23 protein-coding genes are annotated in these 25,673 nt (G+C 43.4%); 12 read left to right on the plus strand and 11 right to left on the minus strand.

The window, feature by feature from the left end; genetic code table 11:
* Nucleotides 1-230: 230 nt before the first annotated feature.
* The 3 genes from uvrC to porW all read right to left on the minus strand — a co-directional run bounded on the left by uvrC (nt 231) and on the right by porW (nt 7,295).
* Entirely contained in the window at nt 231-2,063 is a 1,833-nt protein-coding gene (uvrC, locus tag FPZ42_RS15165; RefSeq protein WP_146272631.1) for an excinuclease ABC subunit UvrC, read from the minus strand.
* Between the two features lie 72 nt (nt 2,064-2,135).
* Nucleotides 2,136-4,385: a penicillin-binding protein 1A gene (locus tag FPZ42_RS15170; protein WP_146272633.1), complete on the minus strand. Its 2,250-nt coding sequence runs from the start codon at nt 4,383-4,385 to the stop codon at nt 2,136-2,138.
* On the minus strand, nt 4,386-7,295 hold the full coding sequence (gene porW / locus FPZ42_RS15175; protein ID WP_146272635.1) for a type IX secretion system periplasmic lipoprotein PorW/SprE: 2,910 nt from the start codon (nt 7,293-7,295) through the stop codon (nt 4,386-4,388).
* Nucleotides 7,296-7,384: 89 nt separating this feature from the next.
* On the opposite strand from porW, the gene FPZ42_RS15180 reads away from it, so the two are divergent.
* The 10 genes from FPZ42_RS15180 to FPZ42_RS15225 all read left to right on the plus strand — a co-directional run bounded on the left by FPZ42_RS15180 (nt 7,385) and on the right by FPZ42_RS15225 (nt 14,657).
* Complete coding sequence (locus FPZ42_RS15180) at nt 7,385-7,615, plus strand: AtpZ/AtpI family protein (RefSeq protein WP_146272637.1); 231 nt, start codon at nt 7,385-7,387, stop codon at nt 7,613-7,615.
* Nucleotides 7,612-7,980, plus strand: coding sequence for a hypothetical protein (locus FPZ42_RS15185; protein ID WP_146272639.1), 369 nt, complete (start codon nt 7,612-7,614; stop codon nt 7,978-7,980). The genes FPZ42_RS15180 and FPZ42_RS15185 overlap by 4 nt, the downstream gene beginning before the upstream one ends.
* 20 nt (nt 7,981-8,000) lie before the next feature.
* Nucleotides 8,001-9,098: a F0F1 ATP synthase subunit A gene (gene atpB / locus FPZ42_RS15190; RefSeq protein ID WP_146272947.1), complete on the plus strand. Its 1,098-nt coding sequence runs from the start codon at nt 8,001-8,003 to the stop codon at nt 9,096-9,098.
* 47 nt (nt 9,099-9,145) lie between these two features.
* Nucleotides 9,146-9,355 (plus strand): ATP synthase F0 subunit C, encoded by a 210-nt coding sequence (atpE, locus tag FPZ42_RS15195; protein ID WP_091171878.1) that lies wholly within the window; start codon nt 9,146-9,148, stop codon nt 9,353-9,355.
* 96 nt (nt 9,356-9,451) lie between these two features.
* Nucleotides 9,452-9,943 (plus strand): F0F1 ATP synthase subunit B, encoded by a 492-nt coding sequence (atpF, locus tag FPZ42_RS15200; protein ID WP_146272641.1) that lies wholly within the window; start codon nt 9,452-9,454, stop codon nt 9,941-9,943.
* 77 nt (nt 9,944-10,020) lie between these two features.
* Nucleotides 10,021-10,566 carry an ATP synthase F1 subunit delta gene (atpH, locus tag FPZ42_RS15205; protein ID WP_146272643.1) on the plus strand — a complete coding sequence of 182 codons (546 nt, stop codon included), beginning with the start codon at nt 10,021-10,023 and terminating at the stop codon, nt 10,564-10,566.
* A gap of 32 nt (nt 10,567-10,598) precedes the next feature.
* Complete coding sequence (gene atpA / locus FPZ42_RS15210) at nt 10,599-12,173, plus strand: F0F1 ATP synthase subunit alpha (RefSeq protein WP_146272645.1); 1,575 nt, start codon at nt 10,599-10,601, stop codon at nt 12,171-12,173.
* 138 nt (nt 12,174-12,311) lie between these two features.
* Complete coding sequence (gene atpG, locus FPZ42_RS15215; protein WP_146272646.1) at nt 12,312-13,223, plus strand: ATP synthase F1 subunit gamma; 912 nt, start codon at nt 12,312-12,314, stop codon at nt 13,221-13,223.
* 147 nt (nt 13,224-13,370) lie between these two features.
* Nucleotides 13,371-14,237: an aldose 1-epimerase family protein gene (locus FPZ42_RS15220; protein WP_146272648.1), complete on the plus strand. Its 867-nt coding sequence runs from the start codon at nt 13,371-13,373 to the stop codon at nt 14,235-14,237.
* An 84-nt stretch (nt 14,238-14,321) separates the two neighbouring features.
* Nucleotides 14,322-14,657: a hypothetical protein gene (locus FPZ42_RS15225; RefSeq protein ID WP_146272650.1), complete on the plus strand. Its 336-nt coding sequence runs from the start codon at nt 14,322-14,324 to the stop codon at nt 14,655-14,657.
* A gap of 54 nt (nt 14,658-14,711) precedes the next feature.
* Here FPZ42_RS15225 and FPZ42_RS15230 read toward each other — a convergent pair whose 3' ends face one another.
* The gene (locus tag FPZ42_RS15230; RefSeq protein WP_186458790.1) at nt 14,712-16,550 is read right to left on the minus strand and encodes a glycoside hydrolase family 35 protein; all 1,839 of its coding nucleotides are present in this window, start codon (nt 16,548-16,550) and stop codon (nt 14,712-14,714) included.
* 14 nt (nt 16,551-16,564) lie between these two features.
* Nucleotides 16,565-19,336 (minus strand): DNA gyrase/topoisomerase IV subunit A, encoded by a 2,772-nt coding sequence (locus FPZ42_RS15235; protein WP_146272652.1) that lies wholly within the window; start codon nt 19,334-19,336, stop codon nt 16,565-16,567.
* 169 nt (nt 19,337-19,505) lie between these two features.
* On the opposite strand from FPZ42_RS15235, the gene FPZ42_RS15240 reads away from it, so the two are divergent.
* Nucleotides 19,506-20,135, plus strand: coding sequence for a DUF4279 domain-containing protein (locus tag FPZ42_RS15240; RefSeq protein WP_146272654.1), 630 nt, complete (start codon nt 19,506-19,508; stop codon nt 20,133-20,135).
* Nucleotides 20,136-20,166: 31 nt separating this feature from the next.
* Here the strand turns inward: FPZ42_RS15240 and FPZ42_RS15245 are convergent, their stop codons facing one another.
* Nucleotides 20,167-20,685 (minus strand): YdeI/OmpD-associated family protein, encoded by a 519-nt coding sequence (locus FPZ42_RS15245; protein ID WP_261382315.1) that lies wholly within the window; start codon nt 20,683-20,685, stop codon nt 20,167-20,169.
* Nucleotides 20,686-20,822: 137 nt separating this feature from the next.
* Here FPZ42_RS15245 and FPZ42_RS15250 point away from each other — a divergent pair, with 137 nt between their 5' ends.
* The gene (locus tag FPZ42_RS15250) at nt 20,823-21,245 is read left to right on the plus strand and encodes a nuclear transport factor 2 family protein (RefSeq protein ID WP_146272656.1); all 423 of its coding nucleotides are present in this window, start codon (nt 20,823-20,825) and stop codon (nt 21,243-21,245) included.
* Between the two features lie 183 nt (nt 21,246-21,428).
* Here the strand turns inward: FPZ42_RS15250 and FPZ42_RS15255 are convergent, their stop codons facing one another.
* From FPZ42_RS15255 to FPZ42_RS15270, 5 genes are all read right to left on the minus strand, one after another.
* Nucleotides 21,429-22,085 carry a GDSL-type esterase/lipase family protein gene (locus tag FPZ42_RS15255; protein ID WP_146272658.1) on the minus strand — a complete coding sequence of 219 codons (657 nt, stop codon included), beginning with the start codon at nt 22,083-22,085 and terminating at the stop codon, nt 21,429-21,431.
* A gap of 2 nt (nt 22,086-22,087) precedes the next feature.
* Nucleotides 22,088-22,582: a cytidine deaminase gene (locus FPZ42_RS15260; protein ID WP_146272660.1), complete on the minus strand. Its 495-nt coding sequence runs from the start codon at nt 22,580-22,582 to the stop codon at nt 22,088-22,090.
* A 185-nt stretch (nt 22,583-22,767) separates the two neighbouring features.
* Entirely contained in the window at nt 22,768-22,890 is a 123-nt protein-coding gene (locus FPZ42_RS19415; RefSeq protein WP_261382316.1) for a hypothetical protein, read from the minus strand.
* Nucleotides 22,891-22,927: 37 nt separating this feature from the next.
* Nucleotides 22,928-24,823, minus strand: a complete 1,896-nt coding sequence (locus FPZ42_RS15265; protein ID WP_146272662.1) for a DNA topoisomerase IV subunit B — start codon at nt 24,821-24,823, stop codon at nt 22,928-22,930.
* Between the two features lie 96 nt (nt 24,824-24,919).
* The gene (locus FPZ42_RS15270; protein WP_146272664.1) at nt 24,920-25,594 is read right to left on the minus strand and encodes a hypothetical protein; all 675 of its coding nucleotides are present in this window, start codon (nt 25,592-25,594) and stop codon (nt 24,920-24,922) included.
* Nucleotides 25,595-25,673 lie beyond the last annotated feature (79 nt).

Genomic DNA, 25,673 nt, shown 5'->3' on the forward strand with positions numbered 1-25,673 from the left:
ACGGTATTTGCTCAGATAATTCCGCTTTAACGTAAGGTCATTATTAATGTTCCGCATAACAATATTGCTTTATTCTTTAAAGCTAATTCTGTTACCGAATTAATTGACCTTTACAATTGCGAGCGATAGCGTGGCAATCTCGTCGCATGCAGATCTTTAACGCGAGGAGATTGCCACGTCGCTGGCGCTCCTCGCAATTACATGAATTTTTTGATAGTATTAAAAATAGCTCAAGGCAGCAAACCGCCGGCCTTCTGCTCGCTTACAGCCGGGTTAAAGTAAGCAGTAATGGCTTTAGCTTGTTTTAGATTTACTACTTCCTGTAGTTCGGTCTCATTGGCTTCACGTATTTTCTTTACGGACTTAAAGTATTTTAAAAGCTTTTCTGCAGTTGTTTTGCCTATGCCCGGTATAATCTCCAGTTCGGTAGCGAGTGTTCCTTTATCACGTTTTTTGCGGTGGGCAGTTATGCCAAAGCGGTGTGCCTCATCGCGCAGTTGCTGAATGATCTTTAAAGTTTCTGATTTCTTGTCCAGGTACATCGGGTATTGGTCGCCCGGGTAGTAAAGCTCCTCCAGTCTCTTGGCAATGCCAATAACGGTTACCTGTTTCTCTATCCCTAAAAGTCTCAAGCTCTTTAATGCCGATGAAAGCTGGCCTTTACCACCATCAATAATGATGAGTTGGGGTAAGCCGGTATCTTCGTCTAACGTGCGGCGATAGCGGCGGAAAACGGCTTCTTCCATAGTGGCAAAGTCGTTTGGCCCCTCCACGGTTTTTACGTTGAAGAAACGGTAATCCTTTTTAGAAGGCTTGCCATCTTTGAAAACAACAATCGCCGATACGGGATACTTACCCTGGAAGTTGGAGTTATCAAAACACTCGATGTGGCGCGGCAACTGGTTCATGCGCAGGTCTTTCATCATCTGCGTTAACAAACGTTCCGTGCGAATCTCGGGGTTCAGTTTTTCATACTGGTCGATCTTCTCTTTTTTAAAGAATTGAACGTTCTTTTGAGACAGATCAAGCAACTTCTTTTTCTCGCCCAGTTTGGGAACGGTAAATTTGATTCGGGTATCCTCTAAATCGATGTCGAACGGTACGATGATCTCTTTTGAGGTACTGTTGTAACGCGTTCTAAATTCGCTGATGGCTATTTCCAGTAACTCTTCATCGCTTTCATCAAGGCGTTTCTTAAGCTCAATGGTTTGCGTTTGAATGATGGTGCCATTCATCACTTTTAGGTAGTTCACAAAGGCATATTTCTCTTCTGATGCAATGCTGAAGACATCAACATCTGTAATAGAGGAGTTTACTACGGTTGATTTACTTTGGTAATTCTCCAAAAGCTCAGCTTTACGTTTAAGGCGGTGGGCCAGTTCAAAATTCAGATCGGCAACTGCTTCGTCAAGGTCACGTTTCAGGTTACGGACCACGTTGCCTATTTTACCATTTAAAACGTCGGTAATCTCAGCAATTCCGCGGTTGTAGTCTTCTTCTGATTGATAGTTCTGGCAAGGCCCTTTACAGTTGCCCAACTGGTACTCCAGGCAAACCTTAAACTTGCCTTTATCGATATTCTCTCGGGTTAAGGCAAGGCTGCAGGTACGCAGGGGATAAGTTTCTTTAATGAGCCCCAAAATAGTATGCATCATGCTTACCGAAGCATATGGTCCCAAATATTTAGAACCGTCTTTAATGATGCGGCGTGTCCAGAAAATGCGTGGGAAGTTCTCGTTCTTGATAATGATCCAGGGATAGGTCTTATCATCCTTCAGCATCACGTTATAGCGCGGCTGATGTTTCTTGATCATGGCATTTTCCAGCAACCATGCATCCACTTCCGTATCAACGATAGTAAAAGTGATCTTACGGATCTTAGACACCAGCACACGTGTCTTGGCATTTATCTGCGTATCCTTATTAAAATAAGACCCCACACGGTTACGCAGGTCTTTAGCCTTGCCGATGTATATCAACTCGTTATCGGTATCCCAATACTGATATACACCCGGCTTATGCGGTATATTTTTTAAAGCTTCTCGGTAATCGAATTTTTCCATTGGCCCCCTAACCCCCTAAAGGGGGAATAAAGTTGAACCCTTCCCAATAACCCCCTTCAGGGGGTAGGGGGGCTAAAAATCTAACTTCTGGTCTACCTCTGTTTGCCCGGTTTGTTGCTGGCTGTAGGCGTTACAATCAAGCGTTATTGATAAACCGGATTTTGGCGGAACAAAGTCGACGTTCTTTTTAATGCCCAGTTCAGGGTTGGCATACACCCGTTTCATGTACAATGCAAATATAGGCAGTGCAGTATTGGCACCCTCGCCCAACCGGGTCGACCGGAAGTGGATATCGCGGTCCTCGCAGCCTGTCCAAACACCGGTAACTAATTGAGGGGTTATACCTATGAACCAACCGTCTGAGTTATCATTAGTTGTACCTGTTTTACCACCGATGGGGTTAGTGAGTTTATACGTTCCGCGTAAGCGCCATCCGGTACCTTCTTCAATGACCCCCTTAAGCATGTAAGTCATTACGTAGGCGGTCTGCTCGTTCATGGCTTGTACCACGCGTGGCGAATTATTGTAAAGCACGTTTCCGTTCTTATCCTCAATACGTAGAAGATAGGTGGGCTCTGTCCAAACACCCTGGTTAGAGAATACCGAGTAAGCTCCGGTCATGTCAAACACCGATGCATCAAACGTTCCTAAACAGATCGACGGATAGGGCGGTACATTGCTGGTAATGCCCATCTTTTTGATCAGATCTGCAACCGGCTGCGGTTTCACCTCGTTCATCACATAGGCGGTAACCCAGTTTTGCGAACGCGCCAAAGCTTTGCGAAGGGTGATCACGCCGGGAACAGTCTCGCTCGGCGATGAACGCGGCGACCATGGCGTGCCGTAACCGGTAATAGTTATTGGTTCGTTAGCAACCTGCATACATGGAGAGAAACCATTTTCAACAGCCACCGCGTAAGTAAAAGGTTTGGCGGTTGAGCCCACCTGGCGAGTACCCATTTTAACCTGGTCGTACTTAAAGTGTTCAAAATTGGTGCCGCCAACCCAAGCTTTTATGTAGCCGGTGGTTGGGTCCATACTCATCATGGCGTTACGCAGCATCATTTTACAATACACAATAGAGTCGATCGGCTTCATTATTGTATCAATATCACCTCGCCAGGTAAACAGGTTCATTTTGGCGGGTGTGTTGAACTCTTCTTTGATCTCCTCGTCAGACTTGTTCAGTTGCTTGGCCGCTATGTAACGGTCTGATCGTTTCATGCCTTTATCCAGCAATGATTTAAAAGTTGGTATGGTTTTCCATAAGCTTATACCGCGCCAGTGTGCATTAAATTGCGCCTGTAAGTTGCGCATATATTCCTTTTGCGCTTCTTCGGCATACTTTTGCATGGTGGCGTTAATGGTCACATAGATCTTTAAACCGTCGCGGTCAAGATCATAAGGTGTAACACCATCCGGTTTAAAAATGGCTTTATCAACCAGTATTTTTTGAATTTCCTTTTTAAGCACAGCACGGAAGTATGGCGCTATACCATCATTATGATTGATAGGATTAAACTTTAAACCCAAAGGCTTCGCTTTTAATTCATCTGCCTGGCCCTGACTTATTTTTTCTTCCTCTGCCATACGGCGAAGCACAAAGTTTCGGCGTTTAAGTGCATTATCCGGATGGTTGATAGGCGAGTAGATGCCCGGCCCGTTGATCATGCCTATTAACAAAGCAGCCTGGTCTTCGGTAAGCTGATCCGGCGTGGTATTAAAATAGGTACGCGCTGCCGAGCTGATACCATAGGTATTGTAAGCACCAAAGTCTACCGTGTTCAGGTAAAGCGTTAAGATCTCTTCTTTGGTATAATTACGCTCCAGCTTAACAGCGGTTATCCATTCCTGCAGTTTTTGTACTATACGCTTAAACGGGTTACGTGAACGTTCTGAGAACAGGTTAAGCGCCAGCTGCTGGGTGATGGTACTGCCACCTTGTTTTTTACCTACCAGGTTATACAGTACAATAGTAAACGTACGCTGAAAATCTATACCGGAGTGCTCAAAAAAGCGCGAGTCCTCTGTAGCAACCAAGGCATTTATTACGTTGGGCGATATCTGTTTGTATGTTACGCTTGTGCGGTTCTTGATATAATATTTACCTAATATCTCCTTATCAGAAGAAATCACTTCTGATGCCTGGTCGCTTTTAGGGTTCTCCAACTCGCGGAATGATGGCAGCGGACCAAACACCTGGAAGGCTATCAGCAATAAGGCTATTACAAACAAGCTAAAGCCTATGATAAATAAGCGCCAGATGGCCCAGTTATATCCTCTGATGTCTTGCTGTGTAAGTTTATTTTTTGTGGGTTTCATTTAGTAATTCTCCTGATAGTACTGGTAGTAACTATCTAACGCAATTTTGTCTGCTAATTTATCCAGATTTTCTTGTGTTATGATAAAAAAGCTGTATTTGTCCTTAGGTACCTTCATAATATCAGGCATCAGCGGGATAATGTTACGGGCATAATCTTTAACATTGTTTAAGCTGGAGAACCTGCCAACGTATATCAGCTGGTTATCGGCGCCAACGGCCTTAAGTTGATGTTTGATGGTATTACCTTCAAAGTTGACCCTGTTAAATTGCCCAATTCCAAAACGCGAAGATGCGAGGTTAGTTGTACCCGAGCTAACATTTACTACAAAATAATAGTTTGTGCTATCACGCTTACTAAATATTGATGTGTTGTATTTTGGTTTCGTTACAGTTGGTGTGGCCGGCTCCGGTTTAGCTACAACTCCCTGTTCTGCAGGTTTTTCAGCCACAGGTTGCTCAGCAGGTTTGGCTATAGGCTTTAATTCTGTTTTGGTTATTTCAGATGCCTTTTCTTTAATTACGGGCTCTGGCGTAATTACAGCGAGCTCCTCCGGTTTGCGTACATCAGGCACTACCTCTATCTTTTCGGCAGGTACACGGTACTCTGTTTTTTGCTGATAAACTATTGGTAGGGTAAATAAAGGGTCGGCAACGTCGCGGTCGCTCAACACCACTTTACGCTGGGCCAGTTCAGTTTGATTGGCGGCAATATAAGCCAAGTGCTGGTTAACCAAAGGCGTTATCAGCTTATCATTGGGGTAGCGCGTTGCAATTTGCTGCAGATCGTTTGCAAATGGAGTAAGCGGCTCCTTATGCGCGGCAGCAAAAGCACGCAGGTAATAAACCTGGGCTGCATAACGGTTATTTGGATATTGCGCCAGCAAAGCATCCGCAGAGGTTATCATATCGGCATATTTCCTGGCTGCATACAGATCATACACCTTATTATAGAGCATGGCAAAACCGTTATCTTCATCTGCTACATGGCGGGCGTATTCGGGATCGAGGATGGTTTTGGCAAAAGGTGTTTGCGGATAGTTTTTTACCAGCAGATCTTTATACCTGTTTGCGGATGGTTCATCCCTGGTATCGGTATAAAGCCTGTACAAATTGTAATAAATAGCAGGTGTGTTGTCATTCGCCGGGAAACGGCTTAACACTTTCTCAAATGCAATGATGGCCTCTTTCTTGTCATCTAAAATATCACGGTAAAAATTAGCGATATCCATGTAAGCATCCAGGATGATCCTGTTTGACCGGGCCATCAACTCCGGATTAAGCGGCAGTTCCTGTAATATCTGCTGTTTGTAATTGGTAGCAGCAATATTACCCGCATTGCCCGGACTTGCAGGATCATTAGCCACTATATCAGCATCAGTGTTAACGGGCGTTACGGTGTTGTTCTGCGTGATGTTGCTGCTTGCACGGTTTGCCCTGCGCCAGTTATCCTCCAGTTTACGGTTGCCCCAAACTCTTTTAAAATTGCTAAAACCCTGGCTCACCGCATTGGCATTATTAAAATAGAACGCAGTACCCGTTGGCGTGCTTTCCACAGGTGGCTCATTAACGTTTATTGTATTGCGGGCCTGTGCACTTGTAGCAATGTTAGCCTGGCGCGCTTGCTTTAAAGCCTGAGCCTCCACCATTTTATCGATACGCTGCGTGCGCGCGGTTTCATCAAGCTTGGCCAGCATTTGTAGCGTATCCTGGTGAGCTATAGCTTGCAGTGCATCGGCTAACACCTGCAGGTTATCGGCCTTTTTAGCGATCGTGATGTAACGCGGGTAGTTAGGCGGCAGGTTAGCCAGCGTGCTATCGTAATATATTTTAGCACGTACGTAGTCGGCTTTGTCTTTAAAATAGATATCGGCACTGCGCAAGTAGGATAGGCCTCTTTGTGTTTGGTTCCTGGTACTCACCTTTACCGATTGCGCATAGCTTTTAAGGGCGTCGTCTACATTACCATCAGCATATTGCAGTTCGCCTATCTGATAATAGATCTGATCCGCAAAATCGTTGTTGTTTTGGTTCTTCAAAAGTGAGCGCAGCCTTGCGGTGCGGGTAAGTTTTACACCGGTTTGCCCTTCCTCAATACGTATGCGGTTAAGGTTGGCGTTAAAGGCCATACCAAACAAAGCATTACTTTTTGCCACGCGATTATAGCTTTCAATAGCTTCTGCCGGTTTATGGTTTAACTCCTGCAACTGGCCTAAAATGTAGGTCCAGCGTAAGCGCTGGCGGCTGTTGTTGGCATATTCTATGGCAAGCTTGGCCATGGCTTCAGCATCGCTGTATTCCTGCACGTTAATGTCATACTGCAATTTGCTGGCGTAAACATCGGCGGTGATGTTCTTTTTAGGATTAACGTTTCGTAACGCAATATCTAAAGCTGTTTTGGCATCGTTTGGTTGTCTGATATATAAAAGCGCACGCGCCTTATAAACCAATGCTTCCTGCCGAAGATCGGGCTGTTGTGTGCCATAAGAGCGGATAACGTAATTGGCGTACTCAATCGCGTCAAAATAATTGCCATCTAAAAAATTTGCTTTACACAAAAGCATATAGGCGTCGCCCAAATAATGGCTTTGCTCTTTAACACTGATGATGGTATTGGCGCGTTTCTTTACGGCATCCAGGTCGGGGTCGGGCTGGTCCATGCCGGCCGTGGTATCCTGGTAAACGCTCAGGAGTTCGCTGTAGTCGTCAACATAAGCCTGCGCATAAGCTTCCTGCTTGGCGCGCAATATCTCGTTAGCATTAAAAAGGATATTGTATTTGGCCGTGAGGTTTTGGAGGCCACGGTTAACAGCGCTTTGTTTTTCGAGCGAGCATGCGGCAATTGCAAGCACTACCGCAAATGCTGCAGACCTTATAAAACGAGATGTGTATAACGTAGAATTTTCCCTCAAGTGTTAGCGGTTCATTAAAGGTTGCCCGGCCAAAGTAAATGCCTCGCTAAAATAACAAACATTATGCAAAGGTTTAATAAATTTGCCTGATGGAAGAAAACGAAATAAAGGATAACAGTAGAGGCGGAGGACAGGTTAACGCTTATGCAAAATACACCGGGCTTGCCGTACAAATGATAGTGGTTATAGGCGTATTTACCTTTGTAGGTTATAAGATAGATGAGTCTGCTGCGCACCAAACTAAATGGGTTACCGCTACGCTGGCACTGGCAGGCGTTTTTGTTTCGTTGTACCTGGTTATTAGAGCGGTAAGGAATTGAAAGCGCAAAAAATTTTACTCCAATTTGTGCTGTTTGTGGCGGTGCTTGCTGCTATTCCGGCGTTCCTTGGCGGGGCCTGGCTGGTACCAAAATTCTGGGTGCTTTTCTTCTTTATTACTGCCTTTACCTTTATAGTAATTGGTTCAATATTGGCCGTACAGCGTATAAAACCCAATTTATATGCCCAAACCTTCCTGGCAACTACCATTGTAAAGATGCTCGGATGTATGGCTTTTGCGTTGATTTTTGTGTCAAAAATACACATCGATCACACCATTTTTTTGATCGATTTTGCTTATTTATATTTCTTAAATACTGCCTTTGAAGTTTACGTTTTGTTGTGTAACTTGCGCAACCAAAATTGAAAGTAAAAAACACTCATTCAATGTATTTAAGCCATATTTTGAATTCAAAAAAAATAGCTTTAAGCCTCATTTTAGGCGTTTTTTTAACGTTTATCTCTTGTAAAACTTTTGCTATACAGCATGAAGAACATGCCGTGGCTGCCGAAGAAACAAACACCGAAAAAGAGTTTAGCCCAAGTGAGGTAATACTTGAACACATTGCCGATTCGCACAGCTGGCACTTATGGGGCCATACCACCGTGCCTTTGCCGGTTATTCTTTATACTGACCAGGGCATCGAGATGTTTTCATCTGCTCACTTTGAGCACGGCCATGCCGACTATCCTGGTAAATATTACACCTACCGTTTAGTTAAAGATAAAATTGCCATTGTTGGCCCGGGCGAGGAGCTTACTGCAGGTGCCAACATGCTTAACATGCATAAAAAACTGATCGACCTTTCTATCACCAAAAACGTGGTGAGTATGTGGATCTCTTTAGTGTTGTTGTTAATTATATTCCTTAGTGTTTCTGCAGCTTATAAGAAACGCGCAGGTAAGGCGCCTAAAGGTTTGCAATCTTTTATGGAGCCTATCATCCTGTTTGTGCGTGATGATATAGCCCGCCCTAACATTGGTTACAAATATCAGCGCTTTATGCCTTTGTTGTTAACCGTGTTCTTCTTTATATGGATCAATAACTTAATTGGTTTGGTCCCGTTCTTTCCGGGTGGTTCAAACTTAACGGGTAACATCGCGGTAACGTTTGTACTATCTGTTATCACGCTTATCATCGTTAACGTAAATGGTAATAAATACTACTGGAAACACATTTTTGCACCAGACGTACCGGTTTGGTTGTACCCTATCATGTGGCCGGTAGAGTTGGTAGGTATTATCTCTAAGCCTTTTGCGTTAATGATCCGTTTGTTTGCTAACATCACAGCAGGTCACATTATCGTATTGAGCTTGATATCATTGATATTTGTGTTCAAAAGCGTTGCCATTGCTCCGGTATCAGTTGCGTTTGTGGTGTTCATGGATGTGTTAGAGTTGCTGGTTGCTGCATTGCAGGCCTTCATCTTTACGCTGTTAACAGCGCTGTTCATAGGTACTGCCATTGAAGAGCATCACCATTAATAATTGTAAATAACTATATAACATATATTCACTTTAAATTTAAAACAATGATTGGAAGTATTGCTGCATTAGGTGCAGGTTTAGCAGTAATCGGTGCTGGTATCGGTATCGGTCAGGTAGGTGGTAAAGCGATGGAAGGTATCTCTCGCCAGCCTGAAGCTGCTTCAAAAATCCAAACTGCGATGATCATTGCTGCCGCTCTTATCGAGGGTGCTGCTCTGTTCGGTGTGGTTGTATCATTCCTGGGCTTACGTTAATCCGCCGCCCGGAAACAAATTTTAACCGTACTTGCAGCGGTTGGCAGCAGGTACGGTTATTATAATTGACATTAAAACTCATATATAAAACAAAACATGGAATTAGTAACTCCTGAGATTGGTTTAGTTTTTTGGACCACCGTATCGTTCTTAGTGCTGTTTTTCCTGCTTGGCAAGTTTGCATGGAAACCTATCATGGGCGCTATTGATGATCGTGAGCGTTCTATAGAAGATGCTTTGCTTAAAGCCGAAGCTGCTAAAGAAGAAATGAGCCGCCTTACTAACGAGAACGAGGTATTGTTAAAACAAGCCCGTGCCGAGCGCGACCTTATCCTTTCTGAAGCCAAGAAAATTAAAGATCAAATTGTAGCTGATGCTAAAGAGGCTGCCCATAAAGAAGGCGCACGCCAGATTGAGCTTGCACGTGTTGAGATAAACAACCAGAAAGCTATTGCAATGGCTGATGTAAAAAATCAGGTAGCACAACTTTCAATACAGGTTGCTGAAAAGATATTACAAAACCAATTGCAAGACCAGCAAAAGCAGGACGAGCTTGTATCACAACTGCTAAAAGAAGTGAAATTATAATTAGAGATTAGTGACCAGAGGTTAGAGATTAGGTAACTAATCACCAATTAATGCTCACCACTCACTACTAAAATACTATGTCAGAAGTAACCATAGGAATCAGGTACGCCAAATCGCTTATTGAGCTTGCACAGGAGCAAAATGTTGTTGATGTGATCAAAGCCGATATGGATACTTTTCTTCAAACACTTAAAGCATCATCTGAACTTAAGGCAGTACTGAGCAATCCAATTGTTCCGCAACTGAAAAAGGTACAGATTCTTGATGCCATATTTGGGGGTAAAGTAAACAGCATTACCATCAGCTTTTTTAAACTGATGGTGAACAAAGGCCGTGGCGAAGTGCTTTATGCAACAGCTAAAGAATACATTAACCTGTATAACGTAGCTAAGCACATTACTAAAGCTACTGTTGTATCTGCTACCCCGTTGTCTGCGGCTAACAAACAGGTTATTACTGATGAGTTGCAGAAAGCTATTGGCGGCACCATACAGCTTAAAACCAAAGTGGATGCAGCTTTAATAGGTGGTTTTGTACTAACCGTTGGCGACAGGCAACTGGATACCAGCGTACAAAGCGCCCTAAATCAATTAAGAAAAGATTTTGCCGCTAAGGCACTATAATAACAGAAAAATAAACTCTAAATAAATTTAAAATGGTAGAGGTAAGACCAGACGAAGTATCAGCTATCCTGCGTCAGCAATTAGCCGGCTTTAAGTCAGAATCTGAATTAGAAGAAGTGGGTACCGTACTCCAGGTGGGTGATGGTATTGCACGCGTTTACGGTTTAAGCAAAGTTCAGTCAGGTGAGCTGGTTGAGTTTGGTAACAGTTTACAAGGTATCGTACTTAACCTTGAAGAAGATAATGTGGGTGTGGTATTGTTAGGTAAATCAGACGATATTAAAGAAGGTGATACCGTTAAACGTACAAACCGTATTGCATCTATCAACGTAGGCGAAGGCATGCTTGGCCGTGTTGTAGATACTTTAGGTACTCCAATTGATGGTAAAGGCCCAATCGCCGGTCAAACTTACGAAATGCCTCTGGAGCGTAAAGCACCGGGCGTTATCTACCGCCAGCCGGTTACCGAGCCGTTACAAACCGGTATCAAAGCTATCGATGCGATGATCCCAATCGGCCGTGGCCAGCGCGAGTTGGTTATCGGCGACCGCCAAACAGGTAAAACTGCGGTGTGTATCGATACCATCATCAACCAAAAAGAATTTTATGACGCAGGTAAACCTGTGATCTGTATATATGTTGCCTGTGGCCAGAAAGCTTCTACCGTAGCTAACATCGTGCGTACATTAGAAGAGAACGGTGCAATGCCTTACTCTATCGTAGTTGCAGCAAACGCTTCAGACTCTGCTACCATGCAGTTCTTTGCTCCGTTTGCAGGTGCAGCTATTGGTGAGTACTTCCGCGATACAGGTCGCCCTGCTTTAATCATCTATGATGACCTTTCTAAACAGGCTGTTGCTTACCGCGAGGTATCATTGTTACTACGCCGCCCACCGGGCCGTGAGGCTTATCCTGGTGACGTATTCTACCTTCACAGCCGCTTGTTAGAGCGTGCCGCTAAGATCAACTCTAACGACAGTATCGCTCAGCAAATGAACGATCTGCCAGAGTCTATCAAGGGCATTGTTAAAGGTGGTGGTTCATTAACGGCATTGCCTATCATTGAAACACAAGCAGGTGACGTATCTGCGTATATCCCAACCAACGTAATTTCTATTACCGATGGTCAGATATTCCTGGAGTCTAACTTGTTCCTTGCAGGTATCCGCCCGGCCATCAACGTAGGTATCTCGGTATCACGTGTGGGTGGTAACGCGCAGATCAAATCAATGAAGAAAGTAGCAGGTACCTTAAAGCTTGACCAGGCACAATACCGCGAGTTAGAGGCATTCTCTAAATTCGGTTCAGACCTTGACGCTTCAACCAAATCTGTAATTGATAAGGGTGCACGTAACGTAGAGATCCTTAAACAGGGCCAGTTCTCTCCGGTATCAGTAGAAAAGCAGGTTGCCATCATCTACATTGGTACCAAGAACTTAATGCGTAACGTACCGGTTAACAAGATCCGTAAGTTTGAAGAAGAATTTACCAACCAATTAGAGGTGCGCCACCCGGAGGTGCTTGCAGCCCTTAAAGCAGGTAAGTTTGACGATCAGCTAACCGGCGTGTTAGAAACCGTAGCTAAAGAAATATCAGCGAATTACTAATTAGTACTTAGTAGCAAGTATGAGGTATCAAGACACTGTTTTGATACCTCATACACTACATAAATTTTGAAAGTAGGGAAGCAAGAGAGGCCAAGATCCTGATACTTGATACCCGATACTTGATACTCAAAACAACGAATGGCTAATTTAAAAGAAGTAAGAAACAGGATAGCGTCTGTAAACTCAACGCAGCAGATCACCAAGGCCATGAAAATGGTTTCGGCGGCTAAGTTGCGCAGGGCTACTGATGCCATTGTACAATTGCGCCCATACGCCAGCAAATTGAAAGACCTGTTGGCTAACCTTTCTGCAAGTTTAGAAGATGGTGCATCACCTTACCTGCAGGAGCGTGAGCCGGTACGCGTATTGGTGATAGTAGTAACCTCAAACCGTGGTTTGGCTGGTGCATTTAATACCAATGCCATTAAGGCTGCCAATAATCTTATCAACGATAAATACAGTGCCCAAATGAAAGCGGGTAACGTATCTATCGTAGCCATTGGTAAAAAAGGCCATGATTTTTATACCCGCCGCAAATACAATGTGGTAGGTAACCATAACGACCTTTACCTTGATCTTAACTTCATTAACGCATCAAAAATTACCGATGAGATAATGAAGGGTTTTGTTAATGGCCAGTATGACCGAGTTGAGCTGGTTTACAACCATTTTAAAAACGCAGCAACGCAGTTTTTGATAACCGAGCAATTGCTGCCGGTGCCAAAACCTGAAAAGAACGAGAAAGAAGCTTTTGCTTCTAAAAAGGAAGCAACTCCGGAAAGCCAGGTTGATTACATTCTTGAACCATCAAAAGAGGAGATAGTAGAGCAACTGATCCCTAAAAACATTAAGATCCAGTTATACCGTGCGGTATTAGACTCAAACGCATCTGAACATGGTGCCCGCATGACCGCTATGGACAAAGCAACCGAGAACGCCGGCGACTTGTTGAAAGCCCTTAAACTTTCTTACAACCAGGCGCGCCAGGCGGCTATTACTACAGAATTAACCGAGATAGTAAGCGGTGCAGCAGCATTAAGCGGCTCATAAGCCCACTACTATCACATAACAACGAAAGCTTCCATATTTGGAGGCTTTTGTTGTTTATAGCTGTCTCGTCCAATTTTATTTGCACTTTCACCTTTGAAACCAGATCCAATAAGGATTGTTAATAGCTTTTTAAACGCTCACATAACCATGACCATTCTTGAAAATGAATACCTAAGGGCAACTATAGATGCCAAGGGTGCACAATTAACCTCGCTTGTAAACAAACAAACCGGAGTAGAACATATGTGGCAGGCCGACCCTGATGTTTGGGCTTACCATGCGCCAAACCTTTTTCCTATTGTAGGTGGTTTGTTAAATAACGAGCTGCATGTAGATGGTAAAACCTATAAAATGAACAGGCATGGCTTTGCCCGCCAATCTGAATTTTTAGTATTGGAGGGCGATAGTGAGCACGCAGGCTTCTCTCTTCCATATTCAGATCATACACTTGAGGTTTATCCTTACAAATTTGATTTTCAGGTCTTGTACACATTAATAGATAATGCCTTACGCATTACCTATAAATTGATCAACAGGGATACGCAAACGGTATATTTTTCAGTAGGTGGACATCCAGCCTTTAATGTGCCATTTAATACGGGCGAAGCATACGAAGACTACTATCTTGAGTTTGAAACGCCGGAAGATCTGCATGCCCATTTGTTAAACGCCGACGGCCAATTCACCGGCGAAACAACGCCTGTTGCCCTTGACGGTAAAAAACTGCATTTAAAGCGCGAACTTTTTGCCAACGATGCACTGGTTTTTAAAGGTCTTAAATCAAGGTTGGTGACCATTAAAAGTACCAGGCATGATAAAACTTTGGCTGTTGAATTCCCACATTTTAATTATCTGGGCGTATGGTCAAAACCCGGTGCTGATTTTGTTTGTATTGAACCGTGGCTGGGCTGCGCCGACTCTGCTGATGGAGTTAAAGACATTAAGGAAAAAGAGGCAATACAGAAGGTTGCCGTAGGCCACGTATTTGAATCAGCATACTTTATTAGCATTTAATTGCATTTTTTTAATGCTCATTAAAACTTTTTGTGTGTTTAGATACTTATCAGTTTAAAATTACTCATTACAATATTTTAAGCTATGAAAACAAAATTTTATCTATTCGCCATCGCAATGTTGTTAACAACATTCACCTTTAGCGCAAATGCGGGTACTATCAACACTGAAAAGATGTACAAAGAAGCAGCTGCTAACATGACCAAAGAACAACGTATTGCACGTTGCGAGGAAATTAAAGAGCGCGTTGAAGAAATTAAAGCGATGGACAAATCGCAGTTAACTAAAGCTGACAAAAAAGAATTAAAAGGTGAGCTTAAAGAATTAAAGAAAGAAGCACAAGCAATGGGTAGCGGTGGTATCTATCTTTCAATAGGTGCTATCATCATCATCATTTTAGTTTTGATCCTGATCTTATAATCAGCACAAAACACGATAAAAAAAGGCATCCATTCGGATGCCTTTTTTTTTTACCTATTTTTTCATGAGTTCATCCAGCACGGGATGATCGATGGTGCTTATCTGCTTATGTCCGCTATTGAGTTCATCAAAAATTACTACTTCATTAGTTCCTCTTTTTAACCATGCAGCAGGTACAAATAATGTTTGCTGTGGGCCAATATTCCAATATTTACCCAGGTTATGGCCGTTGATAAAGGCCACCCCTTTACCAAAGCCGTGCATATCCAAATAAGTGTCTACAACACCTTTAAGTGAGAACGTGCTGCGGTACAAGGCCGGATATTGCTCACCTTCATTTTGGGCGGGCACATACTTAAACCCTGCAGGTGTAGTTAACGGGAATTTATACATCTTCCAACCCAGTAGTTCTTTATCAGCAAGCGTAACCTTTTCGGTGATTCCCTGACGGTTATCTGTTAAGAATGGCCCGTAGTTAATCCGGCCATTGTTCTCTACCAATATGTCAAGTACGCTGTTAGCCGTCACTCCATCTAATTGAACTGAATCTTGTGCCAAACGACGGTCTAATACAGCAACACGTTTACCGTTCAGATAAACCGTAGCGTAATCGCGCATTTCTTTGATTTTAAGCAGTCCACCGGTTGCATTGGCCAACGTAGTGCGGTAAAGCACCAAACCATAACCTTGATCAAGGTCTTCAAAGCTCATAGGCTTTTCGCTTTCAACAGGAGTACCGAGGTTGTTAAATAAATTTGCTACGCCTGTTACTTTAGTCACTTCTAAAGCATAGGTACGGCGGCGCTTTTGCGGCACATCCGGCAAGGTTTGCCCGGCAGGCAAATGTTTGGCGATAACTTCTCTTAACTTATAAAATTTGGGCGTAGGGTCACCTGCCTCGTTAAGGGGCGCATCATAATCATAGCTCGATGTTTGCGGCGAGTAAGGTTCTTTTCGGTTCATGTTTGCGCCATTCATAAAATCGCGCGTGGTGCCGCCATGGAACATGTACATGTTGATAGAGATGCCCGCTGACAATACTTCGTCAAGCTTTTTGGCATCCTCATCAGCATTGCTGCGGCTGTGTGCTTTACCCCAGCTATCAAACCAACCCGGGTACCATTCTGCAATGTAATATGGCCCTTTACCGTCATGGTATTTATTGATCAGTTCTTTAACCTTTGCAGGATTGTCCTCGCCGTTAACTGCTGGTAAAAAGCCGGGCAGGTAGCCTGCCGGCATCTGGCCCGGGCCATCACAGGTAAACAACAAACCATCAAAACCGGCATCTCTGAAGATCTTTTCGTTCTGGGCCAGGTATTCCTTGTCGTTACTGTAAGAACCGTATTCGTTCTCTATCTGCACCATCAGGATGTTACCGCCATGGTTAACCTGCAGCGGCGCAAGTTGCTTACCTATTTCCATCATGTAGTTGCGGTAAGCGTTTATAAAGGCAGGGTCTTTACTGCGTACCTTCATGTTGCGGTCTTTAAGCAACCACCATGGGTAACCACCAAACTCCCACTCAGCACATACATAAGGGCTGGGTCGCAGCACTACATATAAGCCTTCCTCTTTTGCGGCACGTACGAAGCCGGCTATATCATTCTCGCCTTCAAAATTGTATTTGCCCTGCGCCGGCCCATGAGCGTTCCAAAATACATAGGTACCTATGGTATTAAGCCCCATAGCCTTGGCCATTTTCATGCGCTCATGCCAATATTCTTTAGGGATACGCGTGTAATGCATCTCGCCGGATATCATTTGAAAAGGCTTACCATCGAGCAGAAAATCTTTATCGCCTAAAGCGAAAGTATGCGTTGCAGTTTGGGCAAGGATAATGGTGTTGCAGGCCATTGCAAGCAGGCAACACGCAAGTATACGTTTTAGCATATGATGTTTGTGGTTTAAAACAAGTCTAACTGTCCGTTCATGTCAATATCATCGGGGTTGGTTATCTCCAGGTCAACCTTTTTCTTTGGTTGTTCCGCAGCAGGTTTTTCAGCCGTTTTAGTTTCCTCTTCTACAACGTTATCAATGGGGTCAGATTGTGTATCTGCAGGTTCTGCATCAGCAACTTTCTTTTCGTCAGGGGTAATTACAATTTCAGTATCCTCTACAGAATCCGGTGCCGGGTCGGGTACATCTTCCTCATCGTCGTGCTCGGCTATCAGTTCCACAGTTTTTACCTGGTGTACCGATAAACGGTTACCCATGGCCTTCATGCCTTTCACATCTATCAGATCGGCCAGGTTCAGCTCCACTGTTTCCTCAATAGCGGTTTTGCCCTTAAGCTGATTTACTTTTACAACAGGCTGCGATGCACCGGAGATGATGACAAGCTTAGATCCGCTTTCATCACTAATAATGCTGGTTTGCTTACCAATAGCTACGTTCTCGAATACAAAGCGTTTAATCATGTAGTTCTTTGATTTTCCTTCAAAGTGCACCACCGAGAAAACCTTGGCCGGGTCATACTTCTCGATAAGGATCATCTTATCATCAAAGTGATTATTAAGATCAAAGCTGGTAAGTTCATAAACACCATTAGGCATTACGGTCAGTATGCGGTCATCGCCATCAAACTCACCCAGGTACTTACCACGTCCATCAGCGTTAAGGCGTTTCAGGATATCATCATACCATATCTTTCGTCCGGCCAGTGTAGATATGCCTTTGCTCTTGAGCGTTATCTTCTTGATAGGATACTTGGTGACGATGTTACCCATCGATCCGCGGCCCTTGATAGCGATAAGCGCAAAATCTTCGTCAAATTGTAACTTTTTAAGCTTTGAGTGTGGTTTCAATTGTATGTTCACCACTTCCGCCTCGCCGTTTGGATTGGCGGTGAAATAAAGCATTTTAGAGCCTTTGGTGCCTTTGGTAAGGTCATATTCCTTATCGCGTGTTATGCCGGTTACAGAGAAACGCTTAATGTAAGCAATACCGCTTTGCCCGTCTTTATAGATCATGTTATAAACGGTGCGCTCATCATTTTTCTTAAACACAGCTACGTGTTCGATATCCTTACCCACAAAAACCTTGTCCTGTACTTTGGTTACAATAAAGCGGCCATCGTTACGGAAAACGATGATATCATCAATATCAGAGCATTCGCCAACCAGTTCCACGTTCTCATCTTTCTTTAAACCAGAGCCGATGAAACCGTCAACCTTATTTACATACAGCTTAACGTTGGCTAAAGCCACTTGCGAGGCTTCTACACGGTCAAAGGTGCGCAGTTCGGTTTTACGTTCGCGGCCTTTACCATATTTCTCTTTTAGTTTTTCAAACCATGCAATGGTGTAATCCACTAGGTTTTTTAGGTGATGTTTAACCGTTTTGATCTCCGCTTCCAGCCCTTTGATCTGCTCGTCCGTTTTCTTAACGTCAAAGCGGGTAATGCTGCTCATCGGCTTATCAATAAGCTTTTTATAATCCTCAGGTGTAATTGCGCGATAAAATTGCGCAAAGAATGGCTCAAACAAGCGGTTTAACACGCTTAACACCATCTCAAAGTCTGATGCGCTTTCATAATCAGGATGCTTATACATGCCTTCCTGAATAAATATTTTGAGCAATGAGCTGAAGAAGATCTTTTCCATCAGCTCTTTCAGCCGTATCTCTAATTCCTGCTTTAGCAGATCTTTGGTAAAGTGGGTGCTCTCGGTAAGCATATCATTCACGCTCATGAAGCGTGGTTTATCATCCTGTATCACACAGGTGTTTGGCGATATGGATACCTCGCAATCGGTAAATGCGTAAAGTGCATCAATGGTAACATCAGGCGAAATACCTGGTGCCAGGTGCACAACTATCTCTACATCTTTGGCAGTGTTATCTTCTATCTTTTTGATCTTGATCTTGCCTTTGTCGTTTGCAGATATAACACTGTCTATCAAACCACCGGTAGTGGTGCTAAACGGTATCTCGGTAATGGCAAGTGTCTTTTTATCGCGCTCTACAATTTTTGCGCGGACCCGCACCTTACCGCCACGCTGCCCGTCGTTGTATGCCGACACATCAGCCATACCACCTGTCGGGAAATCCGGCACCAGATTAGGGCGCTCGCCGCGTAATACACCTATGGATGCATCCAGTAGTTCAATAAAATTATGCGGCAAAATTTTGGTAGCCAAGCCTACGGCAATACCCTCAGCACCTTGCGCTAATAACAATGGGAATTTTACAGGTAAGGTAATTGGCTCGCGGTTACGGCCATCATAACTGGCCTGCCAAACGGTAGTATCGGGGTTAAATACCACATCCAGCGCAAATTTGGATAATCTGGCCTCTATGTAACGTGGTGCCGCTGCCGAGTCGCCGGTTATCGGGTCGCCCCAGTTACCCTGGCAGTCTATCAGCAGGTTTTTTTGGCCTATCTGTACCATGGCATCTCCGATGGAAGCATCGCCATGCGGATGGTACTTCATGGTGTTACCAATAACGTTGGCCGCTTTATTGAAACGTCCGTCGTCCATCTCTTTTAGCGAGTGCAAAATACGGCGCTGCACAGGCTTTAAGCCATCGTTGATATGCGGCACGGCGCGGTCAAGGATTACATAAGAAGCATAATCCAGGAACCAGTTCTCGTATAACCCGTTGAGTGAGGTTACGTTATGAAGTACGTTTTCTTCGTTATTTTCGGGAGTATCAGTATTGCTTATATCTTCGCTCATTTATACAGCTAAAATTAATGCGGATGGGTAAAGATAAGAGAATGTAAAGATATGTGACTGTCAATAAATGTAGATTTTATACACAAATTGACTAATTTTAATGCGGTGACAAGCATTATTAAGACAATTTCAACTGCCAGCATTACAAGTAAGATCTTAAAATATAAGTATGACCGATGAACAGATATTTGCTTTAATAGACGCTGAATTTGCATCCCCAACTTTGGGCGTAACAGAGCAGTATTTAGAAATTCACGAACCCGTTTATGAAAACGAAATAATTAAAATAGCGCGGGTAAATCGTGATAAAGAAAATGTAACCATTGCTTACTTACCGGTAAAAAACGAAAGCTTTTTTTTCGCAGTCTATGCAGATGAAAAAGAAATTTTCAATATCAGCACCGAATCGCGCAATACAATATGTTTAAGAGCCGTATCTGAAGAAATGTTTCCAGAAGAAATGCAATCTTATTTGGGGATAATTCCAACCTCTTCAGTAAAAAGAGGTGCATTTTACCCCAATGGAAAAAGACAATATAAAATGAATTGTATTGAGTATGAGCCAAACCCTGAACCGGATGAGTTCGAGGACAAGCTCCTCAAACTTCTAATATCTTTAGAAAACGATAAAATCGGATTGTTGAGTCTTTCAGATCGAGTTGATGTATTTATTCAGGCCACTCTGGATTTTCATGCTGGTAATCAATTGTTAGGCGGTGCATTTATCAATTTGGAATGTATAAAATTAATGGCTGAATTAAATTTACAAATCAGTTTAGATGTTACCGCTTGGGGGTAATAAATTTAAGTAATTGAAATCTTGTATCTCTTTAATCTCTTAACTTCTTCAATTCCCTTAACATCGCCCCGTAATCCATCCTTCTATTTGCTGCGCTGATGGTTGCTGCTATGCGGTTGGCCCGGGTTAGCTCTGTTTTAGCATCATTTATCCACTTGAAAAAGTAGCCCTGATGTGATTTGGATAAACTATCAAAATAGGCAAGGGCTTCGGGCGGTTCAAACTCAAAACATTCTTGTAATTCAGCAGGCATCTCCAGTTTAAAATCCTTGTCGTGTTCCAACCTCAAGCGCAACATGGCACCGCGCTCCTTACGTATGGCTTTGCGTACCTCTGCCTTAAGCGCCAGGATAAAATTACCCTTTCCTGCAGGCAGCATTGACATACCCGAAACAGGATACTCGTCCAGATAACCACGTACCCGCATAGCCCTTTTATTACCAGGTAATATTTCTTGGGCGATGTGGGAAGGTATGATGACGAAGGTCCATCCGGTTTTGTCGCCGTTCTCTCCATACTGCTGTATTACGGTTGTGTAATCAATCATCATCTCAAATATAAATTTTCGGCGCGGGATGTTAAATGTTTGTTAAATAAGCCATTTTAACATTTAGGAGTGTAACGAAACGTAAGTTGACCACATCTTATAGATAAACAAGCAAGAATTAAAACCAAAACTTTTATACCATGAAAACTTTAAGAAACCTAACCGCAGTAGTAGCTTTAATGATTACATGTAGCTTTGCAAAAGCCGACGAACCGGCCGTAAATTTAACCCGTGTACACGCTATTAATACTTACCTGGATGCCATGACCCGCGGCAAAATCGAAGGCCTTAACCAGGTTGTTGATGCTTCGGCTAAATTTAGCATACTAAGAGGCAAATCAATTGTGAGTTTCGATAAAAAACAAATGACCGACTTTTTAAAGGAGCAGAAAAATGTTGAGCAAACCTGCACAACCAATACCGAAGTGGTTGAAAGTAACAGCCACATAGCCGTTGTGAAAGTGGATATGAAATACAACGGTTTTACACGCAGTAATTATGTAACCATTGCCAACACCGGTAACGGCTGGAAGATAACAAACGTGTACAGCGTTTTTAGTTGATTTTTATTTAGTGTTTGAGTGTGAGATGAGCCCCTTTATGGGGCTTTTCTGTTTTAATAAAGAACGCTAAAACAACTTAAAAGTGTTATTGCAACGAGCCCCGATGGCTATCGGGACGACGCGGCAATCTCAAAAGCCTGTCCTATGAGATTGCTTTGTACCTCGCAATGACGCTTGTTGTTTTTACCTAACTAACGGACTTAACACTGCCTGCCATTTATCATAACCTTTACTGTTTAAATGCAACATGTCGCTTTCAAACAAACTGGTATCCGGTTGCTGGGTTGTAGGGTCAAGGATAACGGATGCCACATCTACGTAATGGCTTTTGCGTTTACCTTTTATGAAATTCTTAATAAGCGTGTTAGCCCTGCTAACCTCAGCGAAGTACTTGGCCCGGCTTGGACTTGGCTTTATAGACATGTAATAGATCTCTGCATTTGGCAGGTTCTGTTTGATCATTGCCCATAGCTGGTAAAACTGGCGTGCAGTAAATTCGCCGCTTTTACCTGCAGCAATGTCGTTCTCCCCGGCGTAAATAAATATTTTACGCGGCTGATAGGGATACATAATATAGGGTGTATAGTAATCTACCAATTGCTCAATGGTGCAGCCGCCTACACCACGGCGGATTATGGTTTTGCCTGCAAAGCGTTGCTCCAGATCAGTCCATTTACGTATCGATGAACTGCCAATGAACAAAATACCATTCTTCGGCGGAAACTTTAGGCTGTCCTGGTGTTTGAAATCGCGGATCTCATTATCAAACGGAAAACCTTTTTGCGCGTATGCGCCTAAGCCTGCAAAGGCCAGAACAAATAACAGAATTAACTTTTTCATAGCTATGGTTGTTGTATCAGGCGGTCTTCAAAAAACATGAAGGGCAAAAAGCTTTGTACGCCGTTCACTTCCCACACGGGGCCGTCAATGCAATATAACAATATCCTGAACGGTTGGTGTTGCCTTTTCTCACATTCGGCCATTACCTGCAGGCAGGCACCGCAAGATGTTATGGGCTTGGTGAGTTCAAATTCGTTAGTATGGGCAGTAACAGCCATGGCTACAATAGGGTCATCTGCATGAGATGTTCCCCAATGGAACAGCGCCACCCGCTCGGCACAAAGCCCTGATGGGTAGGCTGCGTTTTCCTGGTTGCTGGCATGTAAAACGGTGCCGCTTTGCAGCAGCACCGCAACACCAACTCTGAATTTTGAATAGGGTGAGTGTGAAGTTTCTAAAGCCTTCACCGCTTCTTCGCAAAGTAATTTATCAGGTATGTTTAAATCACCGATCGAGTCGTATTCGTTAAAATCTATTTTTATTTCGTGGTTTGTCATTGAGCCTCTCCCAACCCTCTCCAAAGGAGAGGGCTTTGTTTTATTGGTAACAAAAATCCCCCGCTCTTTTAAGAATGGGGGATACAAGATAAGTGTTATTTATTAAACTTTCAACTTTACCAAACCAGGCTCAATCCATTCAAATAAATGATGGTATTTACCATTAGATAACTTCGCTCTCATCACTACTTGATAAGCTGGTAGGAGTTGTTGGTCTTTACGTACAAATAATTTCCTCTTGTTGATTTCATCAGTATCAATTCAATAGTTGCAATATGGCCTGGTTGTTCAGATAATACAATTTTCATTGCCTCATGTATGTCATTGAATAATCCTAAGTTATTTTTACACCGCTACAGCTAATTCCACATCGTCCGATTTCTCGGCAACCAGCGGGTTAACGCTTTCGTCGTCTTTCTCCACGCGCAGGTTATTTACAATGTGCTGTTGGCGGGTTGGGGTGTTTTTACCCATAAAGTATTCAAGCAATGCTTTGATGTCGGCATTTTTAAGGATCACCGGATCAAGGCGCATGTCTTTACCGATGAACAGACCAAACTCCTCCGGCGATATCTCGCCCAAGCCTTTAAATCGGGTTATCTCGGGCTTGTTGCCCAGTTTGGCAATGGCGTTGCGTCGCTCTTCGTCGCTGTAACAATAAATAGTTTCCTTTTTATTACGTACGCGGAATAATGGCGTTTGCAGGATGGAAACATGCCCCGCCTTTACCAGGTCAGGGAAAAATTGCAGGAAGAAGGTCATCAGCAGTAAGCGGATGTGCATACCATCCACATCGGCATCAGTTGCTATAACAATGTTGTTGTAACGTAATACATCAATGCCATCCTCAATATTCAAGGCGTGCTGTAACAGGTTGAATTCCTCGTTCTCGTAAACCACCTTTTTGGTTAAGCCAAAGCAATTGAGCGGCTTGCCTTTTAGGCTGAATACCGCTTGCGTCATTACATCGCGCGATTTGGTGATTGATCCGCTGGCCGAATCACCCTCGGTGATAAACAGCGTTGTTTCCTGCTTACGCTCGTGGTTGTCATCAAAATGCAGTTTGCAATCCCTCAGTTTACGGTTGTGTAATGATGCTTTTTTGGCGCGATCGTTAGCAAGTTTTTTAATACCGGCAATATCTTTACGTTCGCGTTCTGATTGCAATATCCGTTTTAGCAATGCATCTGCTGTTGCAGGATTCTTGTGCAGATAATTATCGAGTTCTTTTTTTAGAAAGTCGTTGATAAAACCGCGCACCGATGGTCCATCCGGGCCAACGTTTTGCGAGCCCAACTTGGTTTTGGTCTGCGATTCAAAAACCGGTTCCTGTACCTTAACTGCAATTGCGGCCACTATCGATGCGCGGATGTCGGCTGCATCAAACTCTTTCTTGTAGAATTCCCTGATGGTTTTAACCACCGCCTCGCGAAAGGCCGCCTGGTGCGTACCACCCTGGGTGGTGTGCTGGCCGTTCACAAATGAATAATATTCTTCGCCGTATGATTGGCCGTGCGTCATGGCTATCTCAATATCCTCACCCTTAAGGTGGATGATCGGATAGCGCAGGTTTTCGGCGTCAGCATTGCGGGTAAGCAGGTCATAAAGGCCGCGTTCCGAAAAATATTTTTGGTTGTTAAAGTTGATGGTAAGCCCCGAGTTAAGGAAAACGTAGTTCCATATCATATTCTCCACAAACTCCGGGATAAAGCGGTAGTTGCGAAAAATGCTGTTATCGGGCATAAAGTTTATGGCAGTACCGTTGCGCTGGGTGGTATCTTTTTCCGGATCCTCGCGAACCAGCTCACCTTTCTCAAACTCAGCAATTTTAGTGCGTCCATCGCGGTAACTCTGAACAATAAAGTTAGTAGAAAGTGCATTAACAGCTTTAGTACCTACACCATTTAAACCAACCGATTTCTGGAATGCTTTACTATCGTATTTACCACCGGTGTTGATCTTAGATACACAATCTATCACCTTGCCCAATGGTATACCACGGCCATAATCGCGTACAGAGACTTTGTGATCGCTCATATTGATTTCGATGGTCCTGCCCGATCCCATCACAAACTCATCGATAGAGTTATCCACTATCTCTTTCAGCAAAACATATACCCCATCATCATAAGCAGAGCCATCGCCAAGCTTACCAATGTACATGCCCGGCCTTAAACGGATATGTTCTTTCCAGTCGAGCGAACGGATACTATCGTCGTTATAATTTACATTCTCTGCCATAATAAAATTGGAAGGCGCATAATGCGCTATTTGCAAAAATAAGATACGAATACTTAAATCGCATCTAAATATCTTAACATATTAACACCAGGAAAATCAGGGCTTAAATTTGATACAGTTGCTGGCTTTGTCAATGTTCTTAAAAAACTCGGGCCCACGCTGGTTAGAGAAACAAACCACCATAATGCTGCCGGTATGATCTTTTTGCAACGTTAATAATAAAGCATAACGGTAATGTTTGGTCAACGCTTCGTCGGGTAAGTTTATCATGTAAGAGCGCCCGGCATCGCCATTGTAACGCGCTACCATGTTAGCCGGAATACTGCGTGAAAGAATGGGATTATCGCCGGCAAAAGCTGTAGCCTGCGCCTTACCCATAGCTATGTATAAAGAGTCGGGGTTATCCGGCCTGTCAGCATAGCTAACGGTGGTTTTTTCGTAAGCAGCCCAGTTTTCTTTAAGCGAACGCACCCTAAACCATATCTCAAACTCTTTACCTGGTAATTCCATGGCGTAGTCAAACGATACATCCTCGTTGTTAGGCGCTTTTAGCTCTTTGAAGCCTTGCGGAAAAGTGAATGAAACGTTGGCATCAGCGGCCAATTGCTGAAAAGCTTTTAATTGTGCACTACCTTGCTGGCGCTGCGGAGGAGTCACTTGTTTTTGTGCCCTTGCAGAAGCATAATGCGTTTTACGAGCTTGTGAAAAAACATAAGCTTTAAACGCAAACATCAATATACCCGTAAGTAATATTTGTTTAAATTGCTTCACAATAGTTTAATAAGGCGCGGTAGCTTCAGCTATCTAAGTAAAGGCTTTTTGCTATAATTTGCAATAAATATAAAATATA

This window comes from Mucilaginibacter achroorhodeus (assembly GCF_007846095.1).
GTDB lineage: Bacteria > Bacteroidota > Bacteroidia > Sphingobacteriales > Sphingobacteriaceae > Mucilaginibacter > Mucilaginibacter achroorhodeus.

Excerpts from the sequence above, each read along its gene's own strand:
- uvrC (WP_146272631.1), bottom strand. The coding sequence starts at position 2,063 with ATGGAAAAATTCGATTACCGAGAAGCTTTAAAAAATATACCGCATAAG.
- FPZ42_RS15170 (WP_146272633.1), bottom strand. The coding sequence starts at position 4,385 with ATGAAACCCACAAAAAATAAACTTACACAGCAAGACATCAGAGGATAT.
- FPZ42_RS15180 (WP_146272637.1), top strand. The coding sequence starts at position 7,385 with ATGGAAGAAAACGAAATAAAGGATAACAGTAGAGGCGGAGGACAGGTT.
- atpB (WP_146272947.1), top strand. The coding sequence starts at position 8,001 with ATGTATTTAAGCCATATTTTGAATTCAAAAAAAATAGCTTTAAGCCTC.
- atpE (WP_091171878.1), top strand. The coding sequence starts at position 9,146 with ATGATTGGAAGTATTGCTGCATTAGGTGCAGGTTTAGCAGTAATCGGT.
- atpF (WP_146272641.1), top strand. The coding sequence starts at position 9,452 with ATGGAATTAGTAACTCCTGAGATTGGTTTAGTTTTTTGGACCACCGTA.
- atpH (WP_146272643.1), top strand. The coding sequence starts at position 10,021 with ATGTCAGAAGTAACCATAGGAATCAGGTACGCCAAATCGCTTATTGAG.
- atpA (WP_146272645.1), top strand. The coding sequence starts at position 10,599 with ATGGTAGAGGTAAGACCAGACGAAGTATCAGCTATCCTGCGTCAGCAA.
- atpG (WP_146272646.1), top strand. The coding sequence starts at position 12,312 with ATGGCTAATTTAAAAGAAGTAAGAAACAGGATAGCGTCTGTAAACTCA.
- FPZ42_RS15220 (WP_146272648.1), top strand. The coding sequence starts at position 13,371 with ATGACCATTCTTGAAAATGAATACCTAAGGGCAACTATAGATGCCAAG.
- FPZ42_RS15225 (WP_146272650.1), top strand. The coding sequence starts at position 14,322 with ATGAAAACAAAATTTTATCTATTCGCCATCGCAATGTTGTTAACAACA.
- FPZ42_RS15230 (WP_186458790.1), bottom strand. The coding sequence starts at position 16,550 with ATGCTAAAACGTATACTTGCGTGTTGCCTGCTTGCAATGGCCTGCAAC.
- FPZ42_RS15235 (WP_146272652.1), bottom strand. The coding sequence starts at position 19,336 with ATGAGCGAAGATATAAGCAATACTGATACTCCCGAAAATAACGAAGAA.
- FPZ42_RS15240 (WP_146272654.1), top strand. The coding sequence starts at position 19,506 with ATGACCGATGAACAGATATTTGCTTTAATAGACGCTGAATTTGCATCC.
- FPZ42_RS15245 (WP_261382315.1), bottom strand. The coding sequence starts at position 20,685 with ATGATGATTGATTACACAACCGTAATACAGCAGTATGGAGAGAACGGC.
- FPZ42_RS15250 (WP_146272656.1), top strand. The coding sequence starts at position 20,823 with ATGAAAACTTTAAGAAACCTAACCGCAGTAGTAGCTTTAATGATTACA.
- FPZ42_RS15255 (WP_146272658.1), bottom strand. The coding sequence starts at position 22,085 with ATGAAAAAGTTAATTCTGTTATTTGTTCTGGCCTTTGCAGGCTTAGGC.
- FPZ42_RS15260 (WP_146272660.1), bottom strand. The coding sequence starts at position 22,582 with ATGACAAACCACGAAATAAAAATAGATTTTAACGAATACGACTCGATC.
- FPZ42_RS19415 (WP_261382316.1), bottom strand. The coding sequence starts at position 22,890 with ATGAAAATTGTATTATCTGAACAACCAGGCCATATTGCAACTATTGAA.
- FPZ42_RS15265 (WP_146272662.1), bottom strand. The coding sequence starts at position 24,823 with ATGGCAGAGAATGTAAATTATAACGACGATAGTATCCGTTCGCTCGAC.